26 protein-coding genes are annotated in these 24,377 nt (G+C 72.0%); 11 read left to right on the top strand and 15 right to left on the bottom strand.

All coding sequences use genetic code 11. The features are described 5' to 3' along the window. Window positions 1-47 precede the first annotated feature (47 nt). Window positions 48-380: a winged helix-turn-helix transcriptional regulator gene (locus ACWEVN_RS30570; RefSeq protein ID WP_449687523.1), complete on the bottom strand. Its 333-nt coding sequence runs from the start codon at window positions 378-380 to the stop codon at window positions 48-50. A gap of 68 nt (window positions 381-448) precedes the next feature. Here ACWEVN_RS30570 and ACWEVN_RS30565 point away from each other — a divergent pair, with 68 nt between their 5' ends. The 4 genes from ACWEVN_RS30565 (at window position 449) to ACWEVN_RS30550 (ending at window position 3,899) form a co-directional block, all read left to right on the top strand. Continuing rightward, a complete protein-coding gene (locus ACWEVN_RS30565) occupies window positions 449-925 on the top strand; it encodes a group II truncated hemoglobin (RefSeq protein WP_452053589.1) in 477 nt (158 codons plus the stop codon). 34 nt (window positions 926-959) lie between these two features. Beyond that, entirely contained in the window at window positions 960-2,396 is a 1,437-nt protein-coding gene (locus ACWEVN_RS30560; RefSeq protein WP_449678902.1) for an aromatic amino acid ammonia-lyase, read from the top strand. Between the two features lie 68 nt (window positions 2,397-2,464). Further along, on the top strand, window positions 2,465-3,040 hold the full coding sequence (locus ACWEVN_RS30555; protein WP_452053588.1) for an RNA polymerase sigma factor: 576 nt from the start codon (window positions 2,465-2,467) through the stop codon (window positions 3,038-3,040). Continuing rightward, complete coding sequence (locus ACWEVN_RS30550; protein WP_449687520.1) at window positions 3,033-3,899, top strand: CU044_5270 family protein; 867 nt, start codon at window positions 3,033-3,035, stop codon at window positions 3,897-3,899. Before ACWEVN_RS30555 ends, ACWEVN_RS30550 begins: the two co-directional genes overlap by 8 nt. A 54-nt stretch (window positions 3,900-3,953) precedes the next feature. Here the strand turns inward: ACWEVN_RS30550 and ACWEVN_RS30545 are convergent, their stop codons facing one another. Further along, window positions 3,954-4,979, bottom strand: coding sequence for a 6-phosphofructokinase (locus ACWEVN_RS30545; RefSeq protein WP_449687519.1), 1,026 nt, complete (start codon window positions 4,977-4,979; stop codon window positions 3,954-3,956). A 282-nt stretch (window positions 4,980-5,261) separates the two neighbouring features. Here ACWEVN_RS30545 and ACWEVN_RS30540 point away from each other — a divergent pair, with 282 nt between their 5' ends. Then, the gene (locus tag ACWEVN_RS30540) at window positions 5,262-6,344 is read left to right on the top strand and encodes a 3-deoxy-7-phosphoheptulonate synthase (RefSeq protein ID WP_452053587.1); all 1,083 of its coding nucleotides are present in this window, start codon (window positions 5,262-5,264) and stop codon (window positions 6,342-6,344) included. A gap of 364 nt (window positions 6,345-6,708) precedes the next feature. On the opposite strand, the gene ACWEVN_RS30535 is transcribed toward ACWEVN_RS30540, so the two are convergent. Together ACWEVN_RS30535 and ACWEVN_RS30530 are read right to left on the bottom strand one after the other, a co-directional pair. Continuing rightward, complete coding sequence (locus tag ACWEVN_RS30535) at window positions 6,709-7,197, bottom strand: polyadenylate-specific 3'-exoribonuclease AS (RefSeq protein ID WP_310976326.1); 489 nt, start codon at window positions 7,195-7,197, stop codon at window positions 6,709-6,711. Between the two features lie 17 nt (window positions 7,198-7,214). After that, entirely contained in the window at window positions 7,215-7,976 is a 762-nt protein-coding gene (locus ACWEVN_RS30530) for a lysophospholipid acyltransferase family protein (protein WP_086845273.1), read from the bottom strand. 212 nt (window positions 7,977-8,188) lie between these two features. On the opposite strand from ACWEVN_RS30530, the gene ACWEVN_RS30525 reads away from it, so the two are divergent. Genes ACWEVN_RS30525 through ACWEVN_RS30515 form a run of 3 tightly spaced genes read left to right on the top strand, consistent with a single transcriptional unit; the run spans window position 8,189 to window position 10,615 of the window. Continuing rightward, on the top strand, window positions 8,189-8,956 hold the full coding sequence (locus ACWEVN_RS30525) for an alpha/beta hydrolase (RefSeq protein ID WP_449687517.1): 768 nt from the start codon (window positions 8,189-8,191) through the stop codon (window positions 8,954-8,956). Further along, window positions 8,953-9,462, top strand: coding sequence for a hypothetical protein (locus tag ACWEVN_RS30520; protein ID WP_452053586.1), 510 nt, complete (start codon window positions 8,953-8,955; stop codon window positions 9,460-9,462). The genes ACWEVN_RS30525 and ACWEVN_RS30520 overlap by 4 nt, the downstream gene beginning before the upstream one ends. Before the next feature lie 13 nt (window positions 9,463-9,475). Beyond that, window positions 9,476-10,615 carry a glutamate--cysteine ligase gene (locus ACWEVN_RS30515; RefSeq protein WP_452053585.1) on the top strand — a complete coding sequence of 380 codons (1,140 nt, stop codon included), beginning with the start codon at window positions 9,476-9,478 and terminating at the stop codon, window positions 10,613-10,615. Here the strand turns inward: ACWEVN_RS30515 and ACWEVN_RS30510 are convergent. Beyond that, complete coding sequence (locus ACWEVN_RS30510) at window positions 10,612-11,454, bottom strand: NUDIX domain-containing protein (RefSeq protein WP_449678234.1); 843 nt, start codon at window positions 11,452-11,454, stop codon at window positions 10,612-10,614. The two genes, ACWEVN_RS30515 and ACWEVN_RS30510, sit on opposite strands and share 4 nt — an antisense overlap. Before the next feature lie 26 nt (window positions 11,455-11,480). On the opposite strand from ACWEVN_RS30510, the gene ACWEVN_RS30505 reads away from it, so the two are divergent. Beyond that, window positions 11,481-11,957, top strand: a complete 477-nt coding sequence (locus ACWEVN_RS30505) for an SMI1/KNR4 family protein (protein WP_452053584.1) — start codon at window positions 11,481-11,483, stop codon at window positions 11,955-11,957. A 562-nt stretch (window positions 11,958-12,519) separates the two neighbouring features. Here the strand turns inward: ACWEVN_RS30505 and ACWEVN_RS30500 are convergent. From ACWEVN_RS30500 to ACWEVN_RS30475, 6 genes are read right to left on the bottom strand one after another with little or no spacing between them, the layout of a single operon-like run. After that, window positions 12,520-13,458, bottom strand: a complete 939-nt coding sequence (locus ACWEVN_RS30500) for an ROK family protein (RefSeq protein WP_285993738.1) — start codon at window positions 13,456-13,458, stop codon at window positions 12,520-12,522. Window positions 13,459-13,473: 15 nt separating this feature from the next. Beyond that, window positions 13,474-13,911, bottom strand: coding sequence for a hypothetical protein (locus tag ACWEVN_RS30495; RefSeq protein WP_452053583.1), 438 nt, complete (start codon window positions 13,909-13,911; stop codon window positions 13,474-13,476). Continuing rightward, window positions 13,908-15,035 (bottom strand): ArsA family ATPase, encoded by a 1,128-nt coding sequence (locus ACWEVN_RS30490; protein WP_452053582.1) that lies wholly within the window; start codon window positions 15,033-15,035, stop codon window positions 13,908-13,910. Before ACWEVN_RS30490 ends, ACWEVN_RS30495 begins: the two co-directional genes overlap by 4 nt. A gap of 1 nt (window position 15,036) precedes the next feature. Continuing rightward, window positions 15,037-15,471 (bottom strand): SRPBCC family protein, encoded by a 435-nt coding sequence (locus tag ACWEVN_RS30485; protein ID WP_310976334.1) that lies wholly within the window; start codon window positions 15,469-15,471, stop codon window positions 15,037-15,039. 27 nt (window positions 15,472-15,498) lie between these two features. Further along, window positions 15,499-16,293, bottom strand: coding sequence for a metallophosphoesterase family protein (locus tag ACWEVN_RS30480; RefSeq protein ID WP_452053581.1), 795 nt, complete (start codon window positions 16,291-16,293; stop codon window positions 15,499-15,501). A gap of 10 nt (window positions 16,294-16,303) precedes the next feature. Beyond that, on the bottom strand, window positions 16,304-16,714 hold the full coding sequence (locus ACWEVN_RS30475; RefSeq protein ID WP_310976336.1) for a polyketide cyclase / dehydrase and lipid transport: 411 nt from the start codon (window positions 16,712-16,714) through the stop codon (window positions 16,304-16,306). A 127-nt stretch (window positions 16,715-16,841) separates the two neighbouring features. On the opposite strand from ACWEVN_RS30475, the gene ACWEVN_RS30470 reads away from it, so the two are divergent. Continuing rightward, on the top strand, window positions 16,842-18,638 hold the full coding sequence (locus ACWEVN_RS30470; RefSeq protein ID WP_449687510.1) for an AMP-dependent synthetase/ligase: 1,797 nt from the start codon (window positions 16,842-16,844) through the stop codon (window positions 18,636-18,638). Here the strand turns inward: ACWEVN_RS30470 and ACWEVN_RS30465 are convergent, their stop codons facing one another. From ACWEVN_RS30465 to ACWEVN_RS30450, 4 genes are read right to left on the bottom strand one after another with little or no spacing between them, the layout of a single operon-like run. Then, window positions 18,639-20,006 carry a GH1 family beta-glucosidase gene (locus ACWEVN_RS30465; RefSeq protein WP_452053580.1) on the bottom strand — a complete coding sequence of 456 codons (1,368 nt, stop codon included), beginning with the start codon at window positions 20,004-20,006 and terminating at the stop codon, window positions 18,639-18,641. Window positions 20,007-20,022: 16 nt separating this feature from the next. Beyond that, entirely contained in the window at window positions 20,023-20,910 is an 888-nt protein-coding gene (locus ACWEVN_RS30460; protein ID WP_449687508.1) for a carbohydrate ABC transporter permease, read from the bottom strand. Window positions 20,911-20,918: 8 nt separating this feature from the next. Next, window positions 20,919-21,839: a carbohydrate ABC transporter permease gene (locus ACWEVN_RS30455; protein WP_449687507.1), complete on the bottom strand. Its 921-nt coding sequence runs from the start codon at window positions 21,837-21,839 to the stop codon at window positions 20,919-20,921. Further along, entirely contained in the window at window positions 21,839-23,119 is a 1,281-nt protein-coding gene (locus tag ACWEVN_RS30450) for an ABC transporter substrate-binding protein (RefSeq protein WP_452053579.1), read from the bottom strand. Before ACWEVN_RS30450 ends, ACWEVN_RS30455 begins: the two co-directional genes overlap by 1 nt. Window positions 23,120-23,279: 160 nt before the next feature. Between ACWEVN_RS30450 and ACWEVN_RS30445 the strand changes: the two genes are divergently transcribed. Next, window positions 23,280-24,329 carry a LacI family DNA-binding transcriptional regulator gene (locus tag ACWEVN_RS30445; RefSeq protein WP_449687505.1) on the top strand — a complete coding sequence of 350 codons (1,050 nt, stop codon included), beginning with the start codon at window positions 23,280-23,282 and terminating at the stop codon, window positions 24,327-24,329. The last annotated feature ends 48 nt before the right edge of the window (window positions 24,330-24,377 follow it).

The raw sequence follows: 24,377 nt of genomic DNA, 5'->3' as shown, positions 1-24,377 counted from the left end.
GCGTTCGGTGCGTCCAACGCACCGAACGCCACATTGGGGCGCTTGGGTCAGGCCGGGTCGAACGTGATGCCGCGCTCGGCCGCGCGGCGCTCGCCCCACTCGTACAGCGCGGTCAGCGCCGGGCGCAGCTCCTCCCCCACCGCCGTCAGGTGGTACTCGACGTGTGGGACCCGGCCGTCGAACTCCTCGCGGCGGACGAGGCCGTCCGCCGCCAGCTCGCGCAGCTGCTGGGTCAGCATCTTCTCGCTGACCGCGGGCATCCGGCGCCGGAGTTCGCCGTAGCGGTGGGCGCCCTCCTTGAGGTGGGCCAGGATCACCGGCTTCCACTTGCCGCCGATCAGGTCGACCGCCAGCTCCGTCGCGCAGTGGTACCGCTTCATCCCGCTCTCCCCTACGCACCGGAAAGTACGTGGTTGCCCGGCCGGGGAACCACTGGTTGCCTGACCGGGTGATCGTGTCAAAAACCACGCCGACCCTCTACGAATGGGCAGGCGGCCACGAAGCCCTCGTGAAGCTGTTGACGATCTTCTACGGCCACGTCCTCGAAGATCCGCTGCTCGAACCGGTCTTCCGGCACATGGACCCGCACCACGCCGAGCACGTCGCCGTCTGGCTCGGCGAGGTGTTCGGCGGGCCGGCCGAGTACTCCGCGAGCCACGGCGGGCACGCCCACATGATCGGCCGCCACCTCGGTCGCGGGATCACCGAGGAGCAGCGCCGCCGGTGGGTGACCCTGCTGCTCGACGCGGCCGACGAGGCCGGCCTGCCCGGCGACCCCGAGTTCCGGGCCGCGTTCGCCGGTTACCTCGAGTGGGGCAGCCGCCTGGCCGTGATCTTCTCCGCGCCCGGCGCCGAACCGAACCTGCACGAACCGGTCCCGCACTGGGACTGGCCGGTACCGCCCTGGCAGCCGCCGTCGTCCTAGCCGCATAGTGAGGGGCAGTCGGAAGGAGGCTGCCTTGATCCGGGTGGACGGCCGGACCCTGCGGTGCGCGGACGTGGTGGCCGCGGCGCGCACCGAGGGCCCGTTGGGCATCGACGTCTCGATCGCCGCGCTGCGAGCGGCCGAGCACGCGTGGAAGCTCGCCGAAGAGCTGAGCACGCGCCGGGTGGTCTACGGCCGCACCACCGGCGTCGGGGCCAACAAGGACGACACGGTCGAGAGCTCGGTGGCGCACGGCCTGCGGCTGCTCCGCAGCCACGCGGGCGGCAGCGGGGACGAGATGCCGCCCGGCCAGGTCCGGGCGATGCTGCTGATCCGGCTCAACCAGCTGCTCTCCGGGCGGTCCGGGATCAGCCCGGACCTGATCGGCGCGCTGGCCGAAGCGGTCCGCACCGGCGCGCGGCCGCTGGTGCACCGGCTCGGCGCGATCGGCACCGGCGACCTGGCCCCGCTGGCCGAGGCGGCGCTGGCGCTCACCGGCGAACGGCCGTGGGTCACCGGCCACGTGCCGCCGGTCCCGGTGCGGGCGGGTGATGCGCTGGCGTTCATGAGCAGCAACGCCGCGACGCTCGCCGAAGCGACCCTCGCGGCGATGCGGCTGGACACGCTGACCCGCGCGAGCCACGCCGTCGCGGCGCTGACGTACGTCGCCCTCGACGGCAACCCCGAGGCGTACGCGACGCCGGTGCACGAAGCGCGTCCGCACGCGGGCCAGGTCGCCTGCGCGGCCGAGATGCGGCGGCTGCTGGGCATGCACCAGACGCCGAAGCCGGGTCGCCGGATCCAGGACCCGTTCGGGTTGCGGGCGTTTCCGCAGGTGCAGGGCCCGGCACTGGACGCGATCCACTACCTGCGGGACGTCCTCGCCGTCGAGATCAACGCGAGCACCGAGAACCCGATGATCTCGACGGTCCACAACGACGCCTACCACCACGCGCACTTCCACACGGCGTACGTGTCGACGGCGCTGGACCAGGCGCGGGCGACCGTGCACCAGGTGGCGGAGCTGTCGGTGGCGCGCCTCGGCGACCTGGTGGAGCCGGAGTTCACCGGGCTGCGGCCGTTCCTGGCGGCCGGGCCGCCGGGCAGCTCGGGCGTGATGATCCTGGAGTACGTGGCGCACGACGCGCTGACGGAGCTGCGCCAGGCGGCGCTGCCGGCCACCCTCGGCACGGCGGTGGTCTCCCGCGGCATCGAGGACCACGCGAGCTTCTCGACGCAGGCGGCCCGCGCGGCGACGGCGGCATGTTCGGCCTACCAGCAGGTGCTGGCGTGCGAGCTGGTGGCGGCGGTCCGGGCGTTGCGGATGCGGGAGGCGGACCTGGTGGAGCTGCCGGTCCGCGACGCCTTCGAAGCGGCGTCGGAAGTGCTGGATCCCGGTCTCGACGACCGGCCGCTCACCGACGACATCGCCGCCGCGGGCGGGGTCTTGGACGTGCTGGCCCGGATCTAGCCGTGAACCCGGATCGCCTGTTCCGCCAACAACGGGGGCAGATGGCCTCACGACAGGCAGGCGGTTCCTTGAGTTCACCAGGTGAAGGCGGGGCGGACGCGGATGTCATCACCGCGTCGCTGGAGCACCCCGAGCGGTTCGCGGCGGTCTTCGACCGCCACGCCCCGCACATCCACCGCTACCTCGCCCGGCGGCTCGGCGGCCAGACGGCCGACGACCTGATGGGCGAGACGTTCCTGATCGCGTTCGGCGGGCGCGCCCGCTACGACCCGGCGTTCCCGAGCGCGCGGCCGTGGCTCTACGGCATCGCCACCAACCTCGTCGGCCAGCGCCGCCGGGAAGAGGCCCGCGAATACCGGCTGCGCGCCGCTCTCGGGCCGCCCGCCGAGCAGGACGGCCACGCGGACCGGGTCGCCGAGCGCGTGACCGCCCAGGCGATGCACGGCCGGCTGGCCGCCGCGCTGGCCGGGCTGGCCCGCGGGGACCGCGACGTCCTGCTGCTGATCGCCTGGGAGGGCCTGACCTATGAGGAGGTCGCGACCGCGCTGGGCATCCCGGTCGGCACCGTCCGATCGCGCTTGAACCGGGCCCGCCGGAAGGTCCGCACCGCGCTGGCACCCGAGGAGGTCTCGAACCATGGATGAGATGCAGCTGCTGCGCGACTTCGCCGGCCCCGCCGAGCTGCCGGGGCGTGAAGGCCTGGCCCGGAAGCGGGCGGAACTGCTCGCCGCCACGGCCTCGGCTCGTCCCCGGCACCGGTGGGTGTTCCGGAGCGGGGTCACGGCCGCCGGGCTCGCCGCGGCCGCGGCCGCCGTCGTCGTCCTGACTCCGGCCGGGCCCCCGGTCTCGCCGGCGCCCGAGCCCGAGCCGGTGCGCATCCTGCACGCCGCGGCCGCGAAGGCGCGCGCCCTGCCGGACGTCGTCCCGCGGCCGGACCAGTTCGTCTACACGAAGACACGGCTGGCGGACGGGCGGGCGAACGAAACGTGGGCGTCGGTGGACGGCACCCACGACGGGCTGCAGTTCCTCTACGGCCACGAAGCCTCGCTGGCAGGCTGCCGCGACGGGAAGCGCGTGCAGCACGAGAGCCACGGGAGGACGGTGACGAACCGGTGCGTGCCGCACCCCGCCGTCCCCGCGGACCTGCCCACGGACGCCGACGCCATGCTCGCCTACCTGCACCGGAGCACCTACGGCGAAGGTGACACGCTGCACGATCTCGGCCGCGAGGTCGTCGGCCTGGCCGGCGGTTACCTGCGCCCGGAGGTGCGGGCCGCGCTCTACGAGGCCGTGGCGAAGGTGCCCGGCCTGGTCGCCCGCGCGGACGCGAAGGACGCCACCGGCCGGACCGTCCTCGGCCTCGGCTGGGCCGGCACGACGGAGCACGGCATCGGCAACCAGGACGAGTTCCTGTTCGACCCGGTCACCTTCGCCTACCTCGGCTCCGGGGCCGAGGTGGTGGTGAGCCAGGCCATCGTCGACGCGGTGCGGCAGCGGCCCTGAACGCGCGAAGGGCCGCCCCGGGAGTTCCCGGAGCGGCCCTTCGACACGGACGACTCAGCCGAAGAAGACTTCGGCTTCCTGGTAGCGCTCGACCGGGACCGTCTTCAGCTCGGCCGTCGCCTCGGACAGCTTGACGCGGACGATGTCCGTGCCCTTGAGGGCGACCATCACGCCGAAGTCGCCGTCCGCGACCGCGTCGACCGCGTTGAGGCCGAAGCGCGTCGCCAGGACGCGGTCGTAAGCCGTCGGGGTGCCGCCGCGCTGGACGTGGCCCAGGACCACCGCGCGGGACTCCTTGCCGGTGCGGTGGGCGATCTCGTCGGCCAGCCAGGTGCCGATGCCGCCGAGGCGGACGTGCCCGAAGGCGTCCTTCTCGCCCGTGAGCAGCTTCTCCTCGCCGCCCTCGGGCAGCGCGCCCTCGGCGACGACGATGATCGGCGCGAATTCCTTCTCGAAGCGGCGCTCGACCCAGGAGACGACCTGGTCGACGTTGAAGTGCTTCTCCGGCACCAGGATGACGCTCGCGCCGCCGGCCAGGCCGGAGTGCAGCGCGATCCAGCCGGCGTGCCGGCCCATGACCTCGACGACCAGCGCGCGGTGGTGCGACTCGGCCGTGGTGTGCAGCCGGTCGATCGCCTCGGTCGCGATGGAGACCGCGGTGTCGAAGCCGAAGGTGTAGTCGGTGGCGCCCAGGTCGTTGTCGATCGTCTTGGGGACACCGACGACCCCGATGCCGTCGTCGGTCAGCCGCTTCGCGACGCCGAGGGTGTCCTCGCCACCGATCGCGATCAGCGCGTCGACGCCCTGGTCGGCGAGGACCTGCTTGATCTTGTCGACGCCGCCGTCGACCTTGTACGGGTTGGTGCGCGAGGACCGCAGGATGGTGCCGCCGCGGGTGAGGATGTCCTCGACGTCGTTCAGGCCCAGCGGGCGGCTGTCGCCGGTGAGCGGGCCGTTCCAGCCGTTGCGGAAGCCCACGAAGTCCCAGCCGTGCACCTCGATGCCCTTGCGCACCACCGCGCGGATCACCGCGTTGAGCCCCGGGCAGTCGCCGCCGCCGGTCAGCACACCGACACGCATGAGAAGCCTCCGTCTGTTCTCGGGAGATGACAGTCACATTTCGTCAGACGTCAGCGTAGCGGCTCTCGTCTTGATCGGTGCAGCCCCTACCACCTGCCGGATCGGTCCGGGTGACGGCTGTGCTACGTTGAGCCCGTGCAGCGCTATTTCTGGTTTACGAAGCCGGCCCCGGGTGGGCGCGGCGGCGTGAACCTGCGCTGACCTCCCACCCCGAGCCGGATCTCCAACCGGCTCGGCGAGTCCCCCGCGGGTCGGTGTCCACCAGGAAGGAACACCCCCGCCATGACGCTCTCCGCCGGACCGGCCACCATCGGTGACCTCGACGCCGCGCGCACCACGTCGATCAGTCCGCTCATTTCGCCCGCGCTGCTGCGCGAAGACCATCCGGTCGACGCCGCGGTCGCGAAGGTGGTGCGCCACGGCCGCGCCGAAACGGTCGACATCCTCGAAGGCCGCGACGACCGGCTCCTGGTCGTGGTCGGCCCGTGCTCGGTCCACGACCCCGAGGCGGCCCTCGACTACGCCCGCAGGCTGGCCGCGAAGGCCGAGGAGCTGCGCGGCGAGCTGCACATCGTGATGCGCGTGTACTTCGAGAAGCCGCGCACGACGCTGGGCTGGAAGGGCCTGATCAACGACCCGGACCTCGACGGCACGTTCGCCGTCAACAAGGGCCTGCGGATGGCCCGCAAGCTGCTGCTCGACGTCTCGGCGCTGGGCCTGCCGGTGGGCTGCGAGTTCCTCGACCCGATCACGCCGCAGTTCATCGCGGACATCGTGACCTGGGGTTCGATCGGCGCCCGGACTGCGGCCAGCCAGGTCCACCGCCAGCTGTGCAGCGCGCTGTCGATGCCGGTGGGCATCAAGAACTCGACGGAGGGCGACGTCCAGGTGGCGATCGACGCCACCCGCGCGGCGGCGGCCAGCCACGTGTTCCCGGGCATCAACACGGATGGTTTGGCGGCGCTGCTGACGACATCGGGCAACCCGGACTGCCACGTGATCCTCCGCGGCCACAACGGCGGCCCGAACTACGACGCGGCCACGGTCGCGGACACGTTGGGGCGCCTGGCGAAGGCGGGCCTGCCGGAGCGGGTGATCATCGACGCGTCGCACGGCAACAGCGGCAAGGACCACGTGCGGCAGGGTGCGGTGGTGTCCGAGCTGGCGACGCGGCTCGCCGCGGGTGAGCGCGGGATCGCCGGGCTGATGATGGAGAGCTTCCTGGCGGGCGGGCGGCAGGAGCTTTCGCTGGGGCGGGCTTCGGAGCTGACCTACGGGCAGTCGATCACGGACGCTTGCCTGGCCTGGGACGACACGGCGCCGCTGCTGGACGAGCTGGCCTCGGCGATGCGGGCGCGCCGCTGAGAGGTTGCTGGACGAGCTGGCCTCGGCGGTGCGGGCGCGCCGCTGAGAGGTCCCCGGCCTGGGGGTCCCCCGGTTTTTACGTTACCGGGGACCCCCGACAGTTCCGGGGTGTTGTCAGGCTGTCTTGGCGCGGTGCCCACCACCCCGAAGCCTGAATTGTCACTACGGCCGGTGGTACCGCGTCAAGGCGGGAAAGCGTGCCTTGACCCGGCACCACCGTCCGCGTGCTGGCTTCGGATCGGGGTGGCGGGGCAGGTCTGGGTGGGGTGCCGGTTGGGTCGTCCGCGTTCCGTTCGGGTCGGTGAGGCAATCGGCAAAGGCGCTTCGCGCCTTCCCGAGCTCCGCCCTCCGCGGCCGGCCGGGGTCAGCGGCGTGGGAAGTAGCTCTCGATGACTTCCCACCGGGCCAGGTTGTGCTTTGCGTCCGCCAGGGCGTCGTGCTGGTCGGTCGGCGCTGCCGGGAGCTTCGGCTTTCCGGCGTCCTCCCAGCGCTGGCGCAGATCTCGCGTGAACCTCGGCAGCTGCCGGGGCAGCGCCGGCATCGGGCCCCACAGCTGGGCCAGGGCCACATGGTCGTACGCCGCGAACCAGGCCCACAGCTCGATCCCGCCCGGCGGCTTGCCGAAGAACTCCAGCAGGTCCGCGCGGATCTTCTCCCGGCTTCGCCAGGCCCGGTCGGCCGGGGACGGGAGCTTGTCCAGGACGTTGTCCCGGACCCACGGCCCCGCCTTCGAAGGGTCGAACTCCGTCGAGACCGCGTAGAACTCGCGGCCCCGCTCGTCGACCACCCCGATCGACACCAAATCGATCGTCACGCCGTCTTCGATGAACTCGGTGTCGTAGAAAAAACGCACTGGTGAACAGTAGTGGGTCAGCCGACCTTGGAATCCGGCACCCGGGCCGCGTCGCGGGCGGACGGCTGGGCGGGCACCGCGGGCTTGACCCCGGCCGCCTCCGCCGCCAGCAGCTCCTTCGCCTTGGCCGCGTAGATGTCGACGTACTCCTGGCCCGACAGCTCCATCAGGGCGTACATGATCTCGTCCGTGATCGACCGCTCGATGAACCGGTCGCCCGCCAGCCCCTCGTACCGGGAGAAGTCCAGGGGCTTGCCGAACCGGACCTCGAGCCGTCGCGGCCACCACATCTTCGAGCCGATCGGGTTGACCTTGTCCGTGCCGATCATCGCCACCGGGACCACGACGCCGCCGGACTCCAGGGCGATCCGGGCGACGCCCGTCTTGCCCTTGTACAGGCGGCCGTCCGGGGAGCGGGTGCCCTCCGGGTAGATACCGAGCAGGTGCCCCTCGCGGACCAGGCGGGTCGCCGTGTCCAGCGCCGCCTGGGCGGCGTTGCCGCCGGACCGGTCGATCGGGAACTGGCCGACGCCGGTGAAGAACCACTTCTTGAGCGTGCCCTTGAAGCCCGGCTCGGTGAAGTACTCGGACTTGGCCGGGAAGGTCACCTTGCGCTTGACCCGCAGCGGCATGAAGAACGAGTCCGCGACCGCCAGGTGGTTGCCGGCCAGGATCGCGCCGCCCGTCTCGGGGATGTTCTCCGCGCCGACGACCTTGGTCGGCCAGAGCGTCTTGAGCAGCGGTCCGAGGAACACCCACTTCATGAGCCAGTACAGCACCGGTGCCTCAGTCCTCCATCGCAGCCGCAGCCCCTGTCACCCGAGACGAACAGCCTACGAACACCGGCGGCCGCCGCACAACGCCGACCACCCGGTTACCACTTCGGCAGCGATCGATCTCACAGCGAATTCCGGGCCCGGGCGGAGCCCCACAAGGTCCGCCGGGCGTGAGAGCATGGACGGACTGCACCGCTCACACGGAAGGCGATCGCATGGGCGTGCTCGCCGGCGCGGAACCGTTCGGCCACACCGGTTCGGCCGAAACCGGGTTCCTGCTCTGCCACGGGTTCACCGGTACTCCGGCGAGCATGCGGGCCTGGGGTGACCACCTGGCCGGCGCCGGGTTCACGGTGCGCTGCCCGCTGCTGCCGGGCCACGGCACCCGCTGGCCGGACCTCAACCGCACGACGTGGGAGGACTGGTACGGCGCCGTCCGCGAGGCCCTCCTCGCGCTGCTCGCGACCTGCAAGACCGTCTTCGTCGGCGGTCTCTCCATGGGCGGCACGCTCACCCTGCGCCTGGCCGAGGAGTTCGGCGACCGGATCGCCGGGATCGTCCTGGTCAACCCGTCGGTGACGCGGCTGAAGTGGGACACGAAGCTGCTGCCGGTGCTGGGCCGGATCGTGCCGTCGGTGCCGGCGATCGCGAACGACATCAAGAAGCCGGGCGAGACGGAGCTGGCCTACCCGCGCACGCCGGTGCGCGCGGCGGCGAGCCTGGCGAAGCTCTGGGCGGTCGTGCGCGCCGATCTGGCCAAGGTGACGCAGCCGGTGCTGCTGCTGCACTCGTCGGTCGACCACGTCGTCGAGCCGGTGAACTCGCAGCTGGTGCTCCGGGGCGTCTCGAGCACCGACGTCACCGAGGTCGTGCTGGAGGACAGCTACCACGTGGCGACGCAGGACAACGACGCCGAAGTGATCTTCACCCGCAGCGTCGAGTTCGCGAAGGCGCACGCCGCCCAGCCCGAGGAGACCGCATGAGCCGGGGGAAGGACGGGCCGGAGGACGTCGACGCGACGTTCGCCGAGATCGTCGCGGACCTGCGCGCCGGTGGGTTCGGGCTCCCCGAAGAGGACACCGCGGACACGGCCGACACCACGGGAGCCGCCGGAGCCGAGTCGCGCAAGACACCCGAGCGGCCCGCCGACCCGCCGGCCGCCGACAGCCCGCCCGAGCCCGGCTGGCGCTCCGGGGGCACGTCGTGGGACACCACGATGTTCTCCGACGACCCGGCCGGCGACGACGAGCACTACGTCCCGCCGGAGCCGCCGCCGCTGCCCCGGCCGAAGCTGGGCGCGTTCCTCATCCTGCTGCTGTTCCTGTCCGGGCTGTTCCTGCTGATCCTGCCCGGCGCGATCGGCGTCGGCCCGACGGTGGCGACGCCGCTGGGCATCCTCGCGCTCGCGACGGCGATCGCGCTGCTGCTGCTCCGCGTGCGCCAGGGGCCGCCGCCCGGCGCGGATCCCAGCAACGGCGCCCAGGTCTGACCCCCGGACGGCGATGCACATCGAGTTCAGTCCTTCGCGGCGATCGACCGTCGGCGCGGAATGGGAGCTCGGCCTGGTCGACCGCCGCAGCGGCGAGCTGTCGTCGGTGGCCGAGCTGATCCTCGAGGCCGTCCGGCCCGACGGGCAGGACGAGCACCCGAAGATCAAGCAGGAGCTGCTGCTCAACACGATCGAGATCATCACCGGGGTCTGCGACACGATCGCCGAGGCCAAGGCCGACCTGGCCGACTCGCTCGACGTCGTGCACGGCGTCGCCGACCCGCTCGGCGTCGAGATGTTCTCGGCGGGGACGCACCCGTTCTCGAACTGGTACCAGCAAAAGGTCACCGACAAGGAGCGCTACGCCAAGCTGATCGACCGGACCCAGTGGTGGGGACGGCAGATGCTGATCTACGGCGTCCACATCCACGTCGGGGTCGATCACCGCGAGAAGGTGCTGCCGGTCCTGGACGCGCTGCTCAACTACGCGCCGCACCTGCAGGCACTGTCGGCGTCGTCGCCGTACTGGGGTGCCGAGGACACCGGGTACGCGTCGAACCGGGCGCTGATGTTCCAGCAGCTGCCGACGGCCGGGCTGCCGTTCCAGTTCCGGAAGTGGGCGGAGCTGGAGAGCTACGTCGAGGACATGTTCACCACCGGCGTGATCGACCACTTCTCGGAGATCCGCTGGGACATCCGGCCGTCGCCGAAGCTCGGCACGATCGAGATGCGCGTCTGCGACGGCCTGCCGACGCTGGAGGAGGTCGGCGCGATCGCGGCGCTGACGCAGTGCCTGGTGGACGACTTCGTCGAGCGCCTGGAGGATGGCGAGATCCTGCCGACCCTGCCGCCGTGGCACGTCCAGGAGAACAAGTGGCGCGCGGCCCGCTACGGCACGGACGCGATCGTCATCCTGGACGCGGCCGGGCGCGAACGGCTGGTCACCGACGACATCGCCGACCTGCTGGACCGGCTGGAGCCGGTGGCGCGGCGGCTGGACTGCGTGGCCGAGCTGCGGGACGTCGAGACGATCCTGCGCTACGGGCCGAGCTACCGGCGGCAGCGCGCGGTCGCCGAGCAGCACAAGGGCAGCCTGAAGGCCGTGATGGCGTCGCTCGTCGCCGAGATGCGCGACGGGATCGCGCGGGTTTAGAGCTCGTCGAGCTGCCTGCGGAGCGTGCCGGGGCCCATGATCGAAGCGCCGAGCGCTTCGACGCGCCGTTTCAGTTCGCGGTCGGCCGTCGCGACCAGGACGTTCGCCTGCTGCTGGGCGACGACCTCGACGATCTTCGAGTCGCCGTCGGTGTCCGCGGCGACGACCTCGACCCCCGGGGTGCCGGTGACGTGCTTGGCCTGGCCTTCGACGACCAGGATGATGCGCGGCCACCAGGTCACCGCCGCGTCGTCCGGGTCGGGAACGCCGGCTTCGGCGAGCTTGGCGAGCTGATCGCGGAGGCGCTCGGCGGCGCCGTGCCGGTCTCGCCACCAGCCGTCCGGGCGCGAGCCGACGACGTTGGCGGCGTCGACGACCAGGACGAGTTCGCGGCCGACGCGGTCGCGCAGGTCCGGCCAGGCGGCGGCGAAGTCGCGGTGGAGCGGGTAACCGGGGACGTCGTCGGGATCCACCCAGCGCACCTCCGCACTTTCGGTGTTGGCGACGCGCGCTTCGGCGCCGTCGGCGAGGGCGAGGACGGTGGTGTAGCTCCAGTCGCCGTGGTCGACGACGGAGGCGGAGACGGCGCGGAAGGCCTCGGCGGGGACGGAGGTCTCCTCGAAGGCTTCGCGCGCGGCGGCGGTCCGGGCCGTTTCGCCGGCTTCGATGGCGCCTCCGGGCAGCGCCCAGGTGCGGCCGTGGTGCACCCACCAGGCGCGGCGCTGCAGGAGGACGCCGCGGGCGGGGTCGACGAGCAGCAGCCCGGCGGCACCGTAGCGGCCCCAGTGCAGGTGCCCGCCGGCACAGCGGACGAAGACGCTCGCGGACGGGGGACTCACCGGTCCAGCCTGTCACACTCTCCGGCGTGACCCGGTTCGATCAGCTCAAGCCCACCTTCTGGGACGCCAGCCCCGGCGAGCCCCTGGACGCCCGCGCGTTCGCCCACGCCGGCCGCGAGCTGGGGGTCCGGCTGCCCCTCGAGCTCGGCGAGCTGCTGGGCCTGCGCAACGGCGGCACGGTGGCGGCCGCGTTCGACGCCTTCCCGACGAGCGAGCCGACGTCGTACAGCGGGACGCACGTGCCGTTCGACCACCTGCTCGGCGTCGGCGGGCGGTTGTCGATCCTGGACTCGCCGTACCTGAGCACCGAGTGGGACCTCCCGAAGCGGGTGGTGGTGCTGTCCGGCGACGGGCACACGTGGATCGCCCTGGACTACCGCCGGTCGTCGGAGCCGTCGGTGACGTGGTTCGACGTGGAGCTGGCGTCGGAGCTGGCGCTGGCGCCGACGTTCCGCGCGTTCGCCGAGGGGCTGGTGCCGTCGGGGGACTTCCCGGAGGAGTGAGCGCGGCTGCCGATGACCGCGGTCAGGAGGATGCCGAGGCTGAGGCCGCCGAGGAGGATCCCGGCCACGACCGGAGTCGGCACGAGGGGCTTGATCAGGAACTGCCCGACCAGCATCCAGCCGAAGATCACGAGCCCGGCTGGGAGCAGGTTCGTCCGCCGGCCGCGCACCTTCCGCCGCAGCAGGACACCGGCCGCCATCAGGGCCGCGCCTCCGATCCCGATCCACACGTCCGCCGGCATGCGCGCTCCCTCCCCGGGTCGGCTACCGGGTACCCGATCGGGGGGCGGGTGACACGGGCCCGCCACCCCCTCCAGGGGTTCGGTGCCGACGATCATCCGGGCGTTGTACCGCGGCGGGACCGACCAGCCCCACGCCGCCCAAGAGCGGGCCGCCCGGCCTGAGCACGACCGGTCGCGATCGCCCGCTGATCGAGCGCACCGCCCGCCACGTCATGCTGCCGCGCCATCCCCGCGGGGCCCGCCCCCCGACTTCCACGCTACCGGGGACCACCGACAGTTCCGCGTGATCGGAGCGCCCAGCGCGACCGCCGTCCACAAGATCAGACCGGGGTCTTCGCCGCCTCCAGGGCCAGCGCGGCCGCTCCGACGATCGCCGTGTCGTCGCCCAGGTGGGCCGTCCTGATGCGGGCCAGCGGGCGGTGCCGGGCCCCCGTGATCGTGCCCGCGTAGTGCTCGCGGGCCTCGTCCAGGAACAACGGTGCCGACTCCGACACTCCCCCGCCGATCACGATGATCTCCGGGTCGAACACGTCCGCCACCAGGGCCAGGCCCTCGCCGAGCCACTTGGCCAGCTCGGCCATCGCCAGCTGGGCGATCGGGTCGCCGTCGCGGGCCGCCCCGGCCACCCGGCGGCCCGTCACCGAACCCGGGTCGCCCGCCACCTGGGGGGCCAGCACCGTCGAGCGGCCCGGGTGCCGGGCCAGCAGCTCCACCGCCGTCGCCGCCAGGGCCGTTCCGCTGCAGTACCGCTCCCAGCAGCCGTACTTGCCGCACGGGCACGGCCGCCCGCCGCGGACCACCGTCAGGTGGCCCAGCTCCGGCGCCACGCCGTACGCGCCCCGGTACAGCTTGCCGTCCAGCAACAACCCCGCGCCGATGCCCGTTCCCAGCGCCACCAGGGCCGCCACCTGGGCACCGCGGGCCGCGCCGAAGCGGTGCTCGCCCACGATCGCCGAATTGACGTCGTGCTCCAGCAGCACCGGCAGGCCGACGCGCTTTTCGATCCGGTCCGCCACCGGAGCGCCGCGCCACGCCAGGTGCGGCGCGAACATCACCGATCGGCGGTCGCGGGCCACGAACCCGGCCACCGCCAGCCCGACCCCGGCCACGTCGTGACGGTTGCGCAGGTCCTCGACGACGCCGGCGATGGCGTCCTCCAGGGCACCTTCTTCGGTCGGCGTCGCGACCCTGGCCGTGTCGAGCAGGGAGCCGCGTTCGTCCACCACGCCGGCCCGGATGCTCGTCCCGCCGACGTCCACCCCTATCGTCCGCACTCAGCTCTCCCACTCGTCGCGCCGGCGGACGGCGATGTGCTGCACCCGCGGCGAGGTCCGCGGGTCCGCGGGCCGCGGCGCGGGCCGGAACCCGGGCATGTGCACGCCTTCTTGCGGCTCCCAGCGGTCCGCGAGCACCGCACGCAGCAGGGCGACCAGCTGCGCGAGCTGCTCGGCCAGCCGCGCGACCAGCTCGGGCCGTTCCCCCCGCACCACCGCGACGATCGCACACAGCGGGCACCAGCCGCACGCCGAACCGTCCGGTTTCGCCTCGTCAGGGGTTGCGTGATCACCGGGGCCGGGGGCTCCGCCACCTGGAAACCCGCCGTGGCCGGCCGCGAGCACCCCTTCGAGCCACGGCGCCGCCTTCTCCGCGACCATCTCGGCGAGCAGGCGGATCTCCTCCGCCAGCCGCGGCCCGTGTTCCTCTTCGCTCACCCGCGTCCCCGGTTCCCGGCCAGGTGCACGACCAGGCCGTCGGCGTCGGATTCCGCGCCGGTGATCCGGCACGGCCGCAGCGGCTCCGGCAGGGCGATGAGCCTGCGGAAGCCGTCCACGGTGATCGCCAGGTCGTCGTCGACGCGGGCGAGGTCGACCTCGGCGTCCCGCGCGAGCGGGATCGCGACGCGCAGGGTGTAGCCGCCGGCGGCGGGCCGCACGCGCAGCAGCGGGGTGACGGGCGTGCCGTTGCCCGCGAGGGGGTCTTCGCCGCGGTAGAGCTCGGCGGCGATCTCCAGTAGCGCGGGCAGCCCGACCGGCTCGACGGCGCGGTGCTCCACGCGGGCGATCGGCGCGATCCCGGCCGCGGCGAGCTCGGCGAGCACGGCGTCCTGCTGCGTCCGGCGCGTGCGCAGCCAGGACGCGGCGCCACCGCGCCAGAGGCCGGGCGCCGGCATCAGCCGGTTGGCGATCAGGCCGTCGACGGCGATGCCGCGCAGGGCCAGGGAGCTGAGCGTGCGCCGCGCCTCGGCGACGACCACCCGCTCGGGCGTGAGGACCAGCCGGACGGTCGTCACCGACGGGTCGGTGAGCAGGGCGCGCAGGCCGTCGAGGTGGGCGCCGAGGCGGCGGATCGGCTCGCTGACGCGGCGGCCGAACACGCGGGTCAGGTAGCCGGAGACGGCTTCGGGCAGGGCGAGCAGCCGCAGCGTCTCGGCCGTCGGCCCGCAGTCGACGACGACGGTCTCCCACGGCCCGTCCTCGGCCAGCCGCCGGACCTCGGTGAGGGCGAGCAGCTCGTCGACCCCGGGCAGCACGGTGAGCTCTTCGGCGTCCAGCGTGTCGAGCCCCGCGCCGGCCAGTACCGCCCGCAGCTCGCCGCGCAACCCTTCCCAGGTGGCGTCCACCAACGTGCGCGAATCGACCTGCACGCCGGACAGCAGCGAGTCCACTTCGGACGGTTCGGCGCCGAGCGGGCTGCCGAAGGCGTCGCCCAGCGAGTGCGCCGGGTCGGTGGACACGACGAGGGTCTTCCTGCCGCGGGCGGCGAGGGCGGCGCCGGTGGCCGCGGCCAGCGTGGTCTTCCCGACACCCCCCTTGCCGGTGCACAGCAGGATCCGCACGCTAGCCCTCGGCCCGCTTCTTGAGCTCCTTCAGCGCGGTGTCCATGACCATCTTCTCGGCCTTGCGGCGCAGCAGGCCGATCATCGGCAGCGCCAGTTCGACCGACAGCGTGTAGGTGACCCGCGTCCGGCCGCCGAGGTCGGCCAGCGCGTAGCGGCCGTTCTGTGCCTTCTGCATCTGGCCCTTGACCAGGTGCCAGCTGACGCCCAGGCCGTCATCGTCCCAGTCGTACTCGAGGGTGTAGACGTCCTTGATCGGGCCCGCGTCCAAGGTCAGCTTGACCTGCTTGGCCCGGCCCTCGCCGTCGGTGTCGAGGACCTCGGTCTGCCGGACGGCCTTGGCCCATTCCGGGTACGCGGGGAAGTCGGCGATCACGGCCATCACCCGGCTGGGCTCGGCGTCGACCTCGATGGACTGTGTGGACTGCTCGGCCATGGGTCGAAGCGTAGCCGCCGCGGTTGGTCACCAGCGCAGCACGTAGGGCTGCCCGGTCTCCTTGAAGTGACCCACGTTACGGCACTCGGTCAGGCCGACCCGGGCGCGGGCGGCCAGGGGCTGGTGCACGTGCCCGAACACCGACCAGCGCGGCCGCTGGGCCCGGATCAGCGCCAGCAGCGCCGTCGAGCCGATCTCGCTGCGGCGCGCCACGACGTCGTAGGTCAGCTCCGGCAGGGCCGGCGGGCCGTGCGTGCAGAGGACGTCGACGTCGGTGAGCGCGGCGACACTCGCGTCGTAGTCCTCGCGAACCCGCAGGTAGGGGCGCCAGGCGGCGCCCTTGCGGGGCCGCGGGACGACGCCGTCGGGCAGCAGCGCGCCGCCGACGAACCCGAACCGCAGGCCGCCGATCTCCGCCACCTCGCCGTCGAGCACGTGCACGCCCTCGCCGGTGAACTCCGGCCACAGCGCCGGGGTGTCGACGTTGCCGGGGGTGGCGTAGGTGGGCGCGGTCATCGCCGCGAACAGCGTCGCGTACTGGGCGCGGACGGCTTCGTCGACCGCGGCGGCCGGGTCGTCGAGGGTCGCCCAGAGCGTGCGCGAGAAGGCAACGGTTTCGTCACGGGTGCCCTCGCGGCGCAGGCGGGCGAACTCGCCGACCTTCTCCGCGCCGAACAGGGCACCCATGATGCCCTTTTCGTGGTCGTGGTAGTCGACGAAGTCGATCAGGTCGCCGAGCACGACCAGGGCGTCGGCCCCGTCCCCGGCGCGCTTGAGCGCGTCGGCGTTGCCGTGCACGTCCGAGACGACGTGTACCCGCACCCGTGCTCCCCTAGTTCTCGCCGCGCGGAGGGACGCCGGGCTCGCGCCCGTCCTCCAGGATCTCCTTGAGCCCGAGCGCGATCGCCTTGGCCGCGCGGGCCCGCCGGTCGAACTCCCGACGCAGGTCGCGCGGCGCCAGCGCACGGGGCGCCCCGGCCGCGTCGGCGGGGGTCGCCCGCAGGAAGTAGTGCAGCAGGGTGCCGTCGAGCACCGGCTCGAGCCAGACCTCCATGGTACCGACGAGGGCACCCGTCACGGTCCAGCGCAGGCCCTTGTCCCCCCGGTCGGTGTAGACCTCGAGGACCAGGTCGGGCCAGTAGCGCCGCCAGGAGGCCGGCTCGGCGAAGACCGCGGCCACGGTGGCCGGCGGAACGGCGAGGAACGTCTCGTCGACGATGTCGAGTGAGGGTGGCGCGTTCACGTGCGAAGAATGTCACGGCCTCGCCTCGCGGCGGCGATCAGCATGGTCTTAAGGTGCTCACCACGCTAAGTTGACTGGCGGGTAACAGCGGTGTCACCTGCCGCACGCGTTGAACACGGAGGTCCACGTGCGCGAATACAGCGCTCCCGCCGGCAAGCCGGTGGCCGACGACGAAAACATGTCCGACGTCGTCTGGGCGAACGCCGAGCGGTTCTCCGACGTGGTGAGCTTCCGCCGCCAGGTCGAGGGCAGCTGGCTGGACGTGACCGCCAAGGAGTTCGCGGCCGAGGTGCTGGCCGTGGCGAAGGGCATGGCCAAGGCCGGGATCGGCCGCGGCGACCGCGTCGCGATCATGTCGAAGACCCGCTACGAGTGGACGCTGATCGACTTCGCGATCTGGGCGGCCGGCGCGGTCACCGTGCCGATCTACGACACGTCCTCCCCGGAGCAGGTGCACTGGATCCTTTCCGACTCGGCCGCGAAGGGCGTCTTCGTCGAGACGAACGCCCACGCCGCGGCGGTCGACGAGGTCCGGGACCGGCTCACCGAGCTGGCCGGCACCTGGCAGATCGAGGGTGACTCCCCCGCCGTCGAAGAGCTGTCGGCCCTGGGCGCGTCGCTCTCGGACGACGAGCTGCACGACCGGCGCCGCGAGGTGTCCGCGGACGAGCTCGCCACCATCGTCTACACCTCGGGCACCACCGGCCGCCCCAAGGGCGTCGAGCTGACCCACCGCAACCTGCTGGCCGAGATCCGCGCCGACATCGAGGCGTTCCCGCAGCTGATGGAGCAGGGCAACTCGCTGCTGTGCTTCCTGCCGCTGGCGCACGTGCTGGCCCGCGCGATCGCCGTCACCGCGCTGACCGCCCGGGTCACCCTCGGGCACACCCCGGACGTCAAGAACCTGGTCGCCGACCTAGGCACGTTCCGGCCGACGTTCGTCGTCGCCGTGCCGCGCGTGTTCGAGAAGGTCTACAACTCGGCGAAGCAGAAGGCGCACAGCGAGGGCAAGGGCAAGATCTTCGACGCCGCCGAGGCCACCGCGGTCGCCTACAGCGAGGCGCAGGACAAGGGCGGCGCGGGGCTGGGCCTCAGGCTGAAGCACCTGGCGTTCGACAAGCTGGTCTACGGCAAGCTGCGCGCGGCCCTCGGCGGCCGTTGTGTGGCGGCGGTGTCCGGCGGCGCCCCGCTGGGAGCGCGCCTGGCGCACTTCTTCCGCGGCATCGGCGTCCCGGTGTTCGAGGGCTACGGCCTGACCGAGACGTCCGCGGCGGCGAACGTCAACACGCAGACGGCGTTCCGCGTGGGCACGGTCGGCAAGCCGGTCAACGGCACGTCGGTCCGCATCGCCGGCGACGGTGAGGTGCTGCTCAAGGGCGACGTCGTGTTCCGGGCGTACTACAACAACCCGCAGGCGACGAAGGAAGCGCTCACCGACGGCTGGTTCCACACCGGCGACCTGGGCGAGCTGGACGCGGACGGGTTCCTGAAGATCACCGGCCGCAAGAAGGAGATCATCGTGACGGCGGGCGGCAAGAACGTCGCCCCGTCCGGCCTCGAGGACACGATCAAGGCGTGCCCGCTGGTCAGCCAGGCCATGGTGGTCGGCGACCAGCGCCCGTTCATCGCGGCCCTGGTCACGGTGGACGAGGAGTACTTCCCGTCGTGGAAGTCCCAGCACGGCAAGCCGGCCGGCGCTTCGGTGGCGGACCTCGCCGCGGACCCGGACCTCCTCGCGGAGATCCAGGCCGCGGTGGACGAGGCGAACAAGTCGGTGTCCAAGGCCGAGGCGATCAAGAAGTTCACCGTGCTGGCGAACGACTTCACCGAGGCCGGTGGCGAGATCACGCCGAGCCTGAAGCTGAAGCGGAACGTGGTTTCGAAGAACTACGCGAACGACATCGAGGGCCTGTACAAGAAGTAGTCACCCGAGGGACCGCTGGGCCGCGATGAAGTCGCGGTACCAGCGGTAACTCGACCTCGGCGAGCGCTGCTGGGTCTCGTAGTCCACGTGGACCAAGCCGAACCGGTGCTTGTAGCCGTGGGCCCACTCGAAGTTGTCCAGCAGCGACCAGCAGAAGTACCCGCGCAGGTCCACCCCCGCCGCCGCCGCGGTGCGGGCCGCCTCGATGTGCTCGTTCAAGAAGCTGATGCGCTCGTAGTCCGCGAAATCGCTCCGGTCCGCGTACACGCACCCGTTCTCCGTCACGTATACCGGCGGCAGGCCGGGGTACCGGTTGTGCAGGCCGACCAAAGCTTCCGTCAGGCCCTCCGGCTCGACCGGCCAGCCCATGCCCGTGCGCGGGACGTCCGGCAGGCGCGTGGTGTCCACGCCGATGTCCGCCACCGTTCGCAGTGCCGGGTCCGGCTCGCGGTGGGGGGCGTCCGCCACGTGCACGCGGTAGTAGTAGTTCACGCCCAGGTAGTCCAGGGGCGCCGCGATGATCTCCAGGTCCTCTTCCCGGCGGAACGAGAAGTCCGAGACGCCGTCGAACATCGCCGACAGGCCCGGGGCGTAGCGGCCGCCGAACAACGGGTCGGTGAACTGCCTGCGCAGCAACGTGTCCTGACGCGCCGCCGCCGCCGTGTCCGCCGGCGAGTCCGTCACCGGGACCGCGGGTGACTGATTGAGGACGATGCCGAACTGGTGGGGCAGCGCCGCCCGCTCGCACATCGCCCGGACCGCCAGGCCGTGGCCGAGCAGCAGGTGGTGGGCGGCCGCCAGCGCGCCGTGTCCCTCCCGCGCCCCCGGCGCGTGGCGGCCTTCGCCGTACCCGGCCACCGCGCACGGGTACGGCTCGTTCAGCGTCGTCCAGAAGTCGACGACGTCGCCCAGTTCCTGGTGCACCAGCGCCGCGTACTCGGCGAACCGGTACGCCGTGTCGCGCGACCGCCAGCCACCCTCGTCCTCCAGGGCCTGGGGCAGGTCCCAGTGGTAGAGCGTCAGGAACGGCTCGATCCCCCGCTCCCGCAGGCCTTCCACCAGCCGCCGGTAGAAGGCCAGGCCCCGGCGTTCCGGCGCACCCCGGCCGGACGGCTGGATCCGCGGCCAGGACACCGAAAACCGGTAGCTGTCGACGCCCAGTCCGGCGAGCAGGTCGAGGTCCGCCTCCCAGCGGTGGTAGTGGTCGGCCGCCGGTTCGCCGGTGTGGCCGCCGGCCACCGCGCCGGGGACCGCCGCGAACGTGTCCCAGATGGACGGTCCACGGCCGTCGGCGGTCGTGGCGCCCTCGATCTGGAACGCCGAGGTCGCTACGCCCCAGCGGAAGGCGGGCGGGAAACTGCTGGTCACGGTCAACTCCGGAGGGTCAGCCCTTGAGCGCGCCCTGCATGATGCCGCCGACGATCTGGCGGCCGAACAGCAGGAACACGATCAGGACGGGGACGGTGCCGATGGTGGCGGCGGTGAGCACGAGCGTGTAGTCGGTGGTGTAGCCGCTGGCCAGAGTGGACAGTGCGGTTTGGACGGTCGGGTTCTCCGGCACCAGCACCACCAGCGGCCAGAAGAAGTCGTTCCAGGCCTGCATGAAGGTGAACAGCCCGAGCACCGCCGCGGCCGGGCGGGCGGCCGGCAGGGCCACGTGCCAGAACAGCCGCAGCGAGCCGCAGCCGTCCATCCGGCCGGCCTCCAGCAGCTCCAGCGGCAACGCGCGTTCGAAGTACTGGCGCATGAAGAACACGCCGAACGCGGTGACCAGGCCGGGCACGATCACCGCCTGCAGCTGCCCGGCCCACCCGAAGTCGGCCATCATCATGTACAGCGGGACGACGCCGAGCTCGGTCGGGATCGCCTGGGTGGCGACCACGACGAGCAGCAGCGCCGTCCGCCCGCGGAAGCGCATCTTGGCGAAGGCGAACCCGGCCAGCGTCGAGAACAGCACCACCGACACGGTGATCGTGCCCGCGACGATGAGCGAGTTGCCCAGCGCCAGCGCGAAGTCCGTCTCGTCGAAGACGCGGGCGATGTTCTCGAACAGGTGCCCGCCCGGCACCAGCACCGGCGGCACCTTCCCGACCGCCTCCGTCGTCTGCGAGGAGACGACGAACGACCAGTAGACCGGGAACGCCGAGCCGGCCAGGATCGCGATCAGCGCGGCGTAGGTCCACGGGCTCGCGACCCGCCGGGAGATCCGCCGCAGCCGCCCGGGGGAGGCGGCCGGCGGCGCGGGGGCCGCCGGGGTCAGCACGGTGGTCATGTCGCTCCTCAGTCCGTCGATATCCGCCGGGTCACCAGGTACGACAGGCCCGCGACGAGCATCGTGGCCACGGCCAGGATCAGCGCGATCGCCGAGCTGTAGCCGAAGTCGTACTTGGCGAAGCCCTGTTCGTAGAGGTAGAGCGCGGCGGTCTGGAACTGCCGGTCCGAGCCGCCGGTGGCGGCCGCCGTGCCCGGGTTGAACAGCAGCGGCTCGGCCAGCAGCCGCATGTTCCCGGTCGTCGCGATCACCGTCGAGAAGATGATCTGCGGCCGCAGCAGCGGCACGGTGATCCGCCAGAACTGCTGCCACCCCTTGGCCCCGTCGAGGGTGGCGGCCTCGTACATGCTCGACGGGATCGCCTGCATCGACGCCAGGAAGATCAGCGCGTGGTAGCCGGTCCAGCGCCACACGACCATCGCCGCGATGGCCGTGTGCGAGCTGGCCGTGCCGGCCTGCCAGTCGATCTGCCCGGCGCCGAACCAGCTCAGCACCCAGTTGACCAGGCCGAAGTCCCGGCCGAACAGCTGCGCGAAGATGATCGTCACCGCCGCCACCGAGGTGATGTTCGGCAGGATCATCCCCATCCGGAAGAACATCCGCCCGCGCAGCCGCCGGTTGAGCAGGTGCGCGATGCCCAGCGCGAACAGGATCTGCGGGATCGTGGTCAGCAGCCACAGGCTGACCGTGTTCCCCATCGAGTTCCAGAAGTACGGGTCGTGGAACAGCAGCTGCTCGTAGTTGCCGAACCCGATGAACTGCGCACCCTCGGCGTCGATGAGGTTCCGCTTCTGCAGCGACACGACCGCCGTGTACACCAGCGGGAACAGCCCGAAGACGCCGAAGATGAGGAAGTACGGGCTGATGAAGCCGAACGGCGACAGCTTGACGTCCCACTTCTGCCGCCGCTCGGCGAAGGTGAGTGCCATTACTTGATCTTCGCGACGTCACCGACCAGCTGCTGCCACGCCGCCGGGCCGTCCTGCTTGCCCTGCTCGACGCGCTGCATCGCGTTGCCGAATTCGGTCTGCACGTCACCGGCCTTCGGGCCCTGGTACTGCGGGTTCAGCTTCTTCGCCGCGTCGGTGAAAACCTTGCCCACCGGAGCGTTGTTGAAGAACGGGTTGGTGTAACCGGTGATCTTCGGGTCGTCGTACAGCGACGGCGCCGAGGGCAGCAGCCCCTTGCTGGTGAAGACCTTCGCCTGCTGCTCGGGCGCGGTCAGCCAGGCGGCGAGCTCGGCCGCTTCCTTGGTGTGCTTGCCCTGCTTGGGCACGGTCAGGTACGAGCCGCCCCAGTTGCCGCCGCCCCCCGGCACGGCCGCGACGTCCCACTTGCCCGCGGTGTCCGGCGCCTGGTCCTTGATCTTGGTCATCATCCACGCCGGGCAGGTGACGGTGGCGAACTGGCCCTGCGTGAAACCGGTGTTCCACTGCGGCGTGCTGTAGAGCAGGCCGGCGCTCAGGTTCGCCTTGACCGCGTCGACCACGAGGTCCCAGCCCTGGCGCAGCGCCGGGTTGCTGCCCACGATGATCTGGTCGTTCTGGTCGTAGTAGCCCTGCGGCGCCTGGCCGACGATCGCGTTGAGCACGGTCGGGCCGCCGTCCATGAACTTGACACCCTGGGGTGCCTGGGCCTGGAAGCGCTTGCCCGTCTCGAAGAACGCCTGCCAGGTGGGCCAGAGCGCGGAGACGGCGTCGCGGTCCTCGGGGAGCCCGGCGGTCTTGAACATGTCACGGCGGTAGCAGATGGCCAGGCCGCCGACGTCGGTGCCGTAACCGATCTGCTGCCCGCCCTTGCCCAGCGACGCGGCCCACTTCCAGCCGAGCCAACGGTCCTTGAGCTTGTCCCCGCCGACGGTGTTGAGGTCGACGAACTTGTCCGGCGTCGCCTTGAACTGGGCGACGTACCCGGTGTCGATGGCCTCGACGTCCGCGGCGCCGGCGCCGGTGGCCAGGTGCGCGGCGAGGTTCTTGTGGTGGTCGGAGTAGGCGGCGGTCCGCTCGGTGATCTCGATGTCCGGGTGCGCCGCCTGGTACTCCTTGATCAGGTCGGTGTAGCCGAAGTTGCCGAACAGGCCGAGGCTCAGCTTGACCTTGCCGCCGGCGGCGCCGCTGTCGCCGCACGCGCTCACCGCGGTGAGCGCGACCAGGGCGGCACCCACCCCGGCGAGCAGGCGGATCCGGCGGTTTCTCGTTTTCGGGCGCATGAGATCTCCGTTGTTCTGCGGGCCGGTCGGAAAACGCGGGACCCATGAGAGCGCTCCCAACACCCTTTCGTCAAGTAACGAAATGATAACCGAGGCTGGCGTTTACGCTGTCAGAGGTCGTGTGCTAGAGATGTAACCGGTTACAAGAACGGAGATCGACATGGTCACTGCCCGCGAAGTCGCGCAGCTCTGCGGGGTTTCCGTCGCCACCGTGTCGCGGGTGTTCAACCGCCCGGCCACGGTCAGCGCGACCACGCGCGAACGCGTCGAACGCGTGGCACGGGACCTCGATTTCTCGCCGAACGAGTCGGCGCGCGCGCTGTCGCGGCAGCAGTCGGCGATGGTCGGGCTGGTCTGGGACACCGACCACCGGCGGCCCGGCTGGCGGCACCCGTTCCTGCAGGACCTGTTGCTGGGCCTCAAATCCGCGCTGAGCTCGCACGGCTACCACCTGCTGCTGCTCGCGACGAGCGACGACGCCCGCGACCGCCACCCGGGCGTGTCGCTGGCCGACCCGATCGGCTACGTGAGCATGACCCGCCGCCACCACCTGGCCGGGCTGGTGCTCATCGACAGCGGGACCGACGCCGACGCGTTCACCGCGTTCGCCCAGTCCGGGCTGCCGTGCGTCGCGCTGGACGTCGCCCTGTCCGGGCCGCGGGCCACGCACGTCACGTCGGACAACGCCGGTGGCGCGGCGGAAGCGGTCCGCCACCTGGCCGCCCTCGGCCACCGCCGGATCGCGACGATCACCGGCCCCCGCGGCAACGCACCGGCGACCGCGCGCACCGAAGGCTACCGGCGCGGGCTGGCCGAAGCCGGCCTCCCGGTATCGGAGGATCTCGTGGTCGGAGGGGACTTCTACCGCGAGAGCGGCTTCGTCGGCATGCGCCGGCTGCTGGCCCGCAAGGAGCCGCCGACGGCGGTGTTCGCGGCCAGCGACGAGATGGCAGTGGGCGCCCTCCTGGCGGCCCGCGCGGCCGGGCTGAGGGTGCCGGCGGACTTGGCCGTGGTCGGCTTCGACGACATCGAGGTGGCGTCCCTGGTCGACCCGGCCCTGACGACGGTGGCCCAGGACAAACCGGGCTTCGGCACCGCGGCGGCGGGGGCGCTGCTGGCGATGCTCGAGAACGCGACAACCCCGGAACCGGTGCTGCTGCCGACGAAACTGGTCGTCCGCGATTCCTGCGGCGCGCACCAGCCCCGCTGACCCGGCTCTCATGCGCCCCAATGTGGCGTTCGGTGCGTTGGACGCACC

The organism is Amycolatopsis sp. NPDC003861 (assembly GCF_053605405.1).
This window is presented reverse-complemented; position numbering and strand designations above follow the sequence as displayed.

Bases quoted from the DNA above. Each gene is read 5' to 3' on its own strand.
- ACWEVN_RS30460 (WP_449687508.1), bottom strand. From the start codon at position 20,910: ATGACCACCGTGCTGACCCCGGCGGCCCCCGCGCCGCCGGCCGCCTCC.
- ACWEVN_RS30455 (WP_449687507.1), bottom strand. From the start codon at position 21,839: ATGGCACTCACCTTCGCCGAGCGGCGGCAGAAGTGGGACGTCAAGCTG.
- ACWEVN_RS30445 (WP_449687505.1), top strand. From the start codon at position 23,280: ATGGTCACTGCCCGCGAAGTCGCGCAGCTCTGCGGGGTTTCCGTCGCC.
- ACWEVN_RS30545 (WP_449687519.1), bottom strand. From the start codon at position 4,979: ATGCGTGTCGGTGTGCTGACCGGCGGCGGCGACTGCCCGGGGCTCAAC.
- ACWEVN_RS30525 (WP_449687517.1), top strand. From the start codon at position 8,189: ATGGGCGTGCTCGCCGGCGCGGAACCGTTCGGCCACACCGGTTCGGCC.
- ACWEVN_RS30450 (WP_452053579.1), bottom strand. From the start codon at position 23,119: ATGCGCCCGAAAACGAGAAACCGCCGGATCCGCCTGCTCGCCGGGGTG.
- ACWEVN_RS30550 (WP_449687520.1), top strand. From the start codon at position 3,033: ATGGATGAGATGCAGCTGCTGCGCGACTTCGCCGGCCCCGCCGAGCTG.
- ACWEVN_RS30520 (WP_452053586.1), top strand. From the start codon at position 8,953: ATGAGCCGGGGGAAGGACGGGCCGGAGGACGTCGACGCGACGTTCGCC.
- ACWEVN_RS30570 (WP_449687523.1), bottom strand. From the start codon at position 380: ATGAAGCGGTACCACTGCGCGACGGAGCTGGCGGTCGACCTGATCGGC.
- ACWEVN_RS30485 (WP_310976334.1), bottom strand. From the start codon at position 15,471: ATGGCCGAGCAGTCCACACAGTCCATCGAGGTCGACGCCGAGCCCAGC.
- ACWEVN_RS30515 (WP_452053585.1), top strand. From the start codon at position 9,476: ATGCACATCGAGTTCAGTCCTTCGCGGCGATCGACCGTCGGCGCGGAA.
- ACWEVN_RS30540 (WP_452053587.1), top strand. From the start codon at position 5,262: ATGACGCTCTCCGCCGGACCGGCCACCATCGGTGACCTCGACGCCGCG.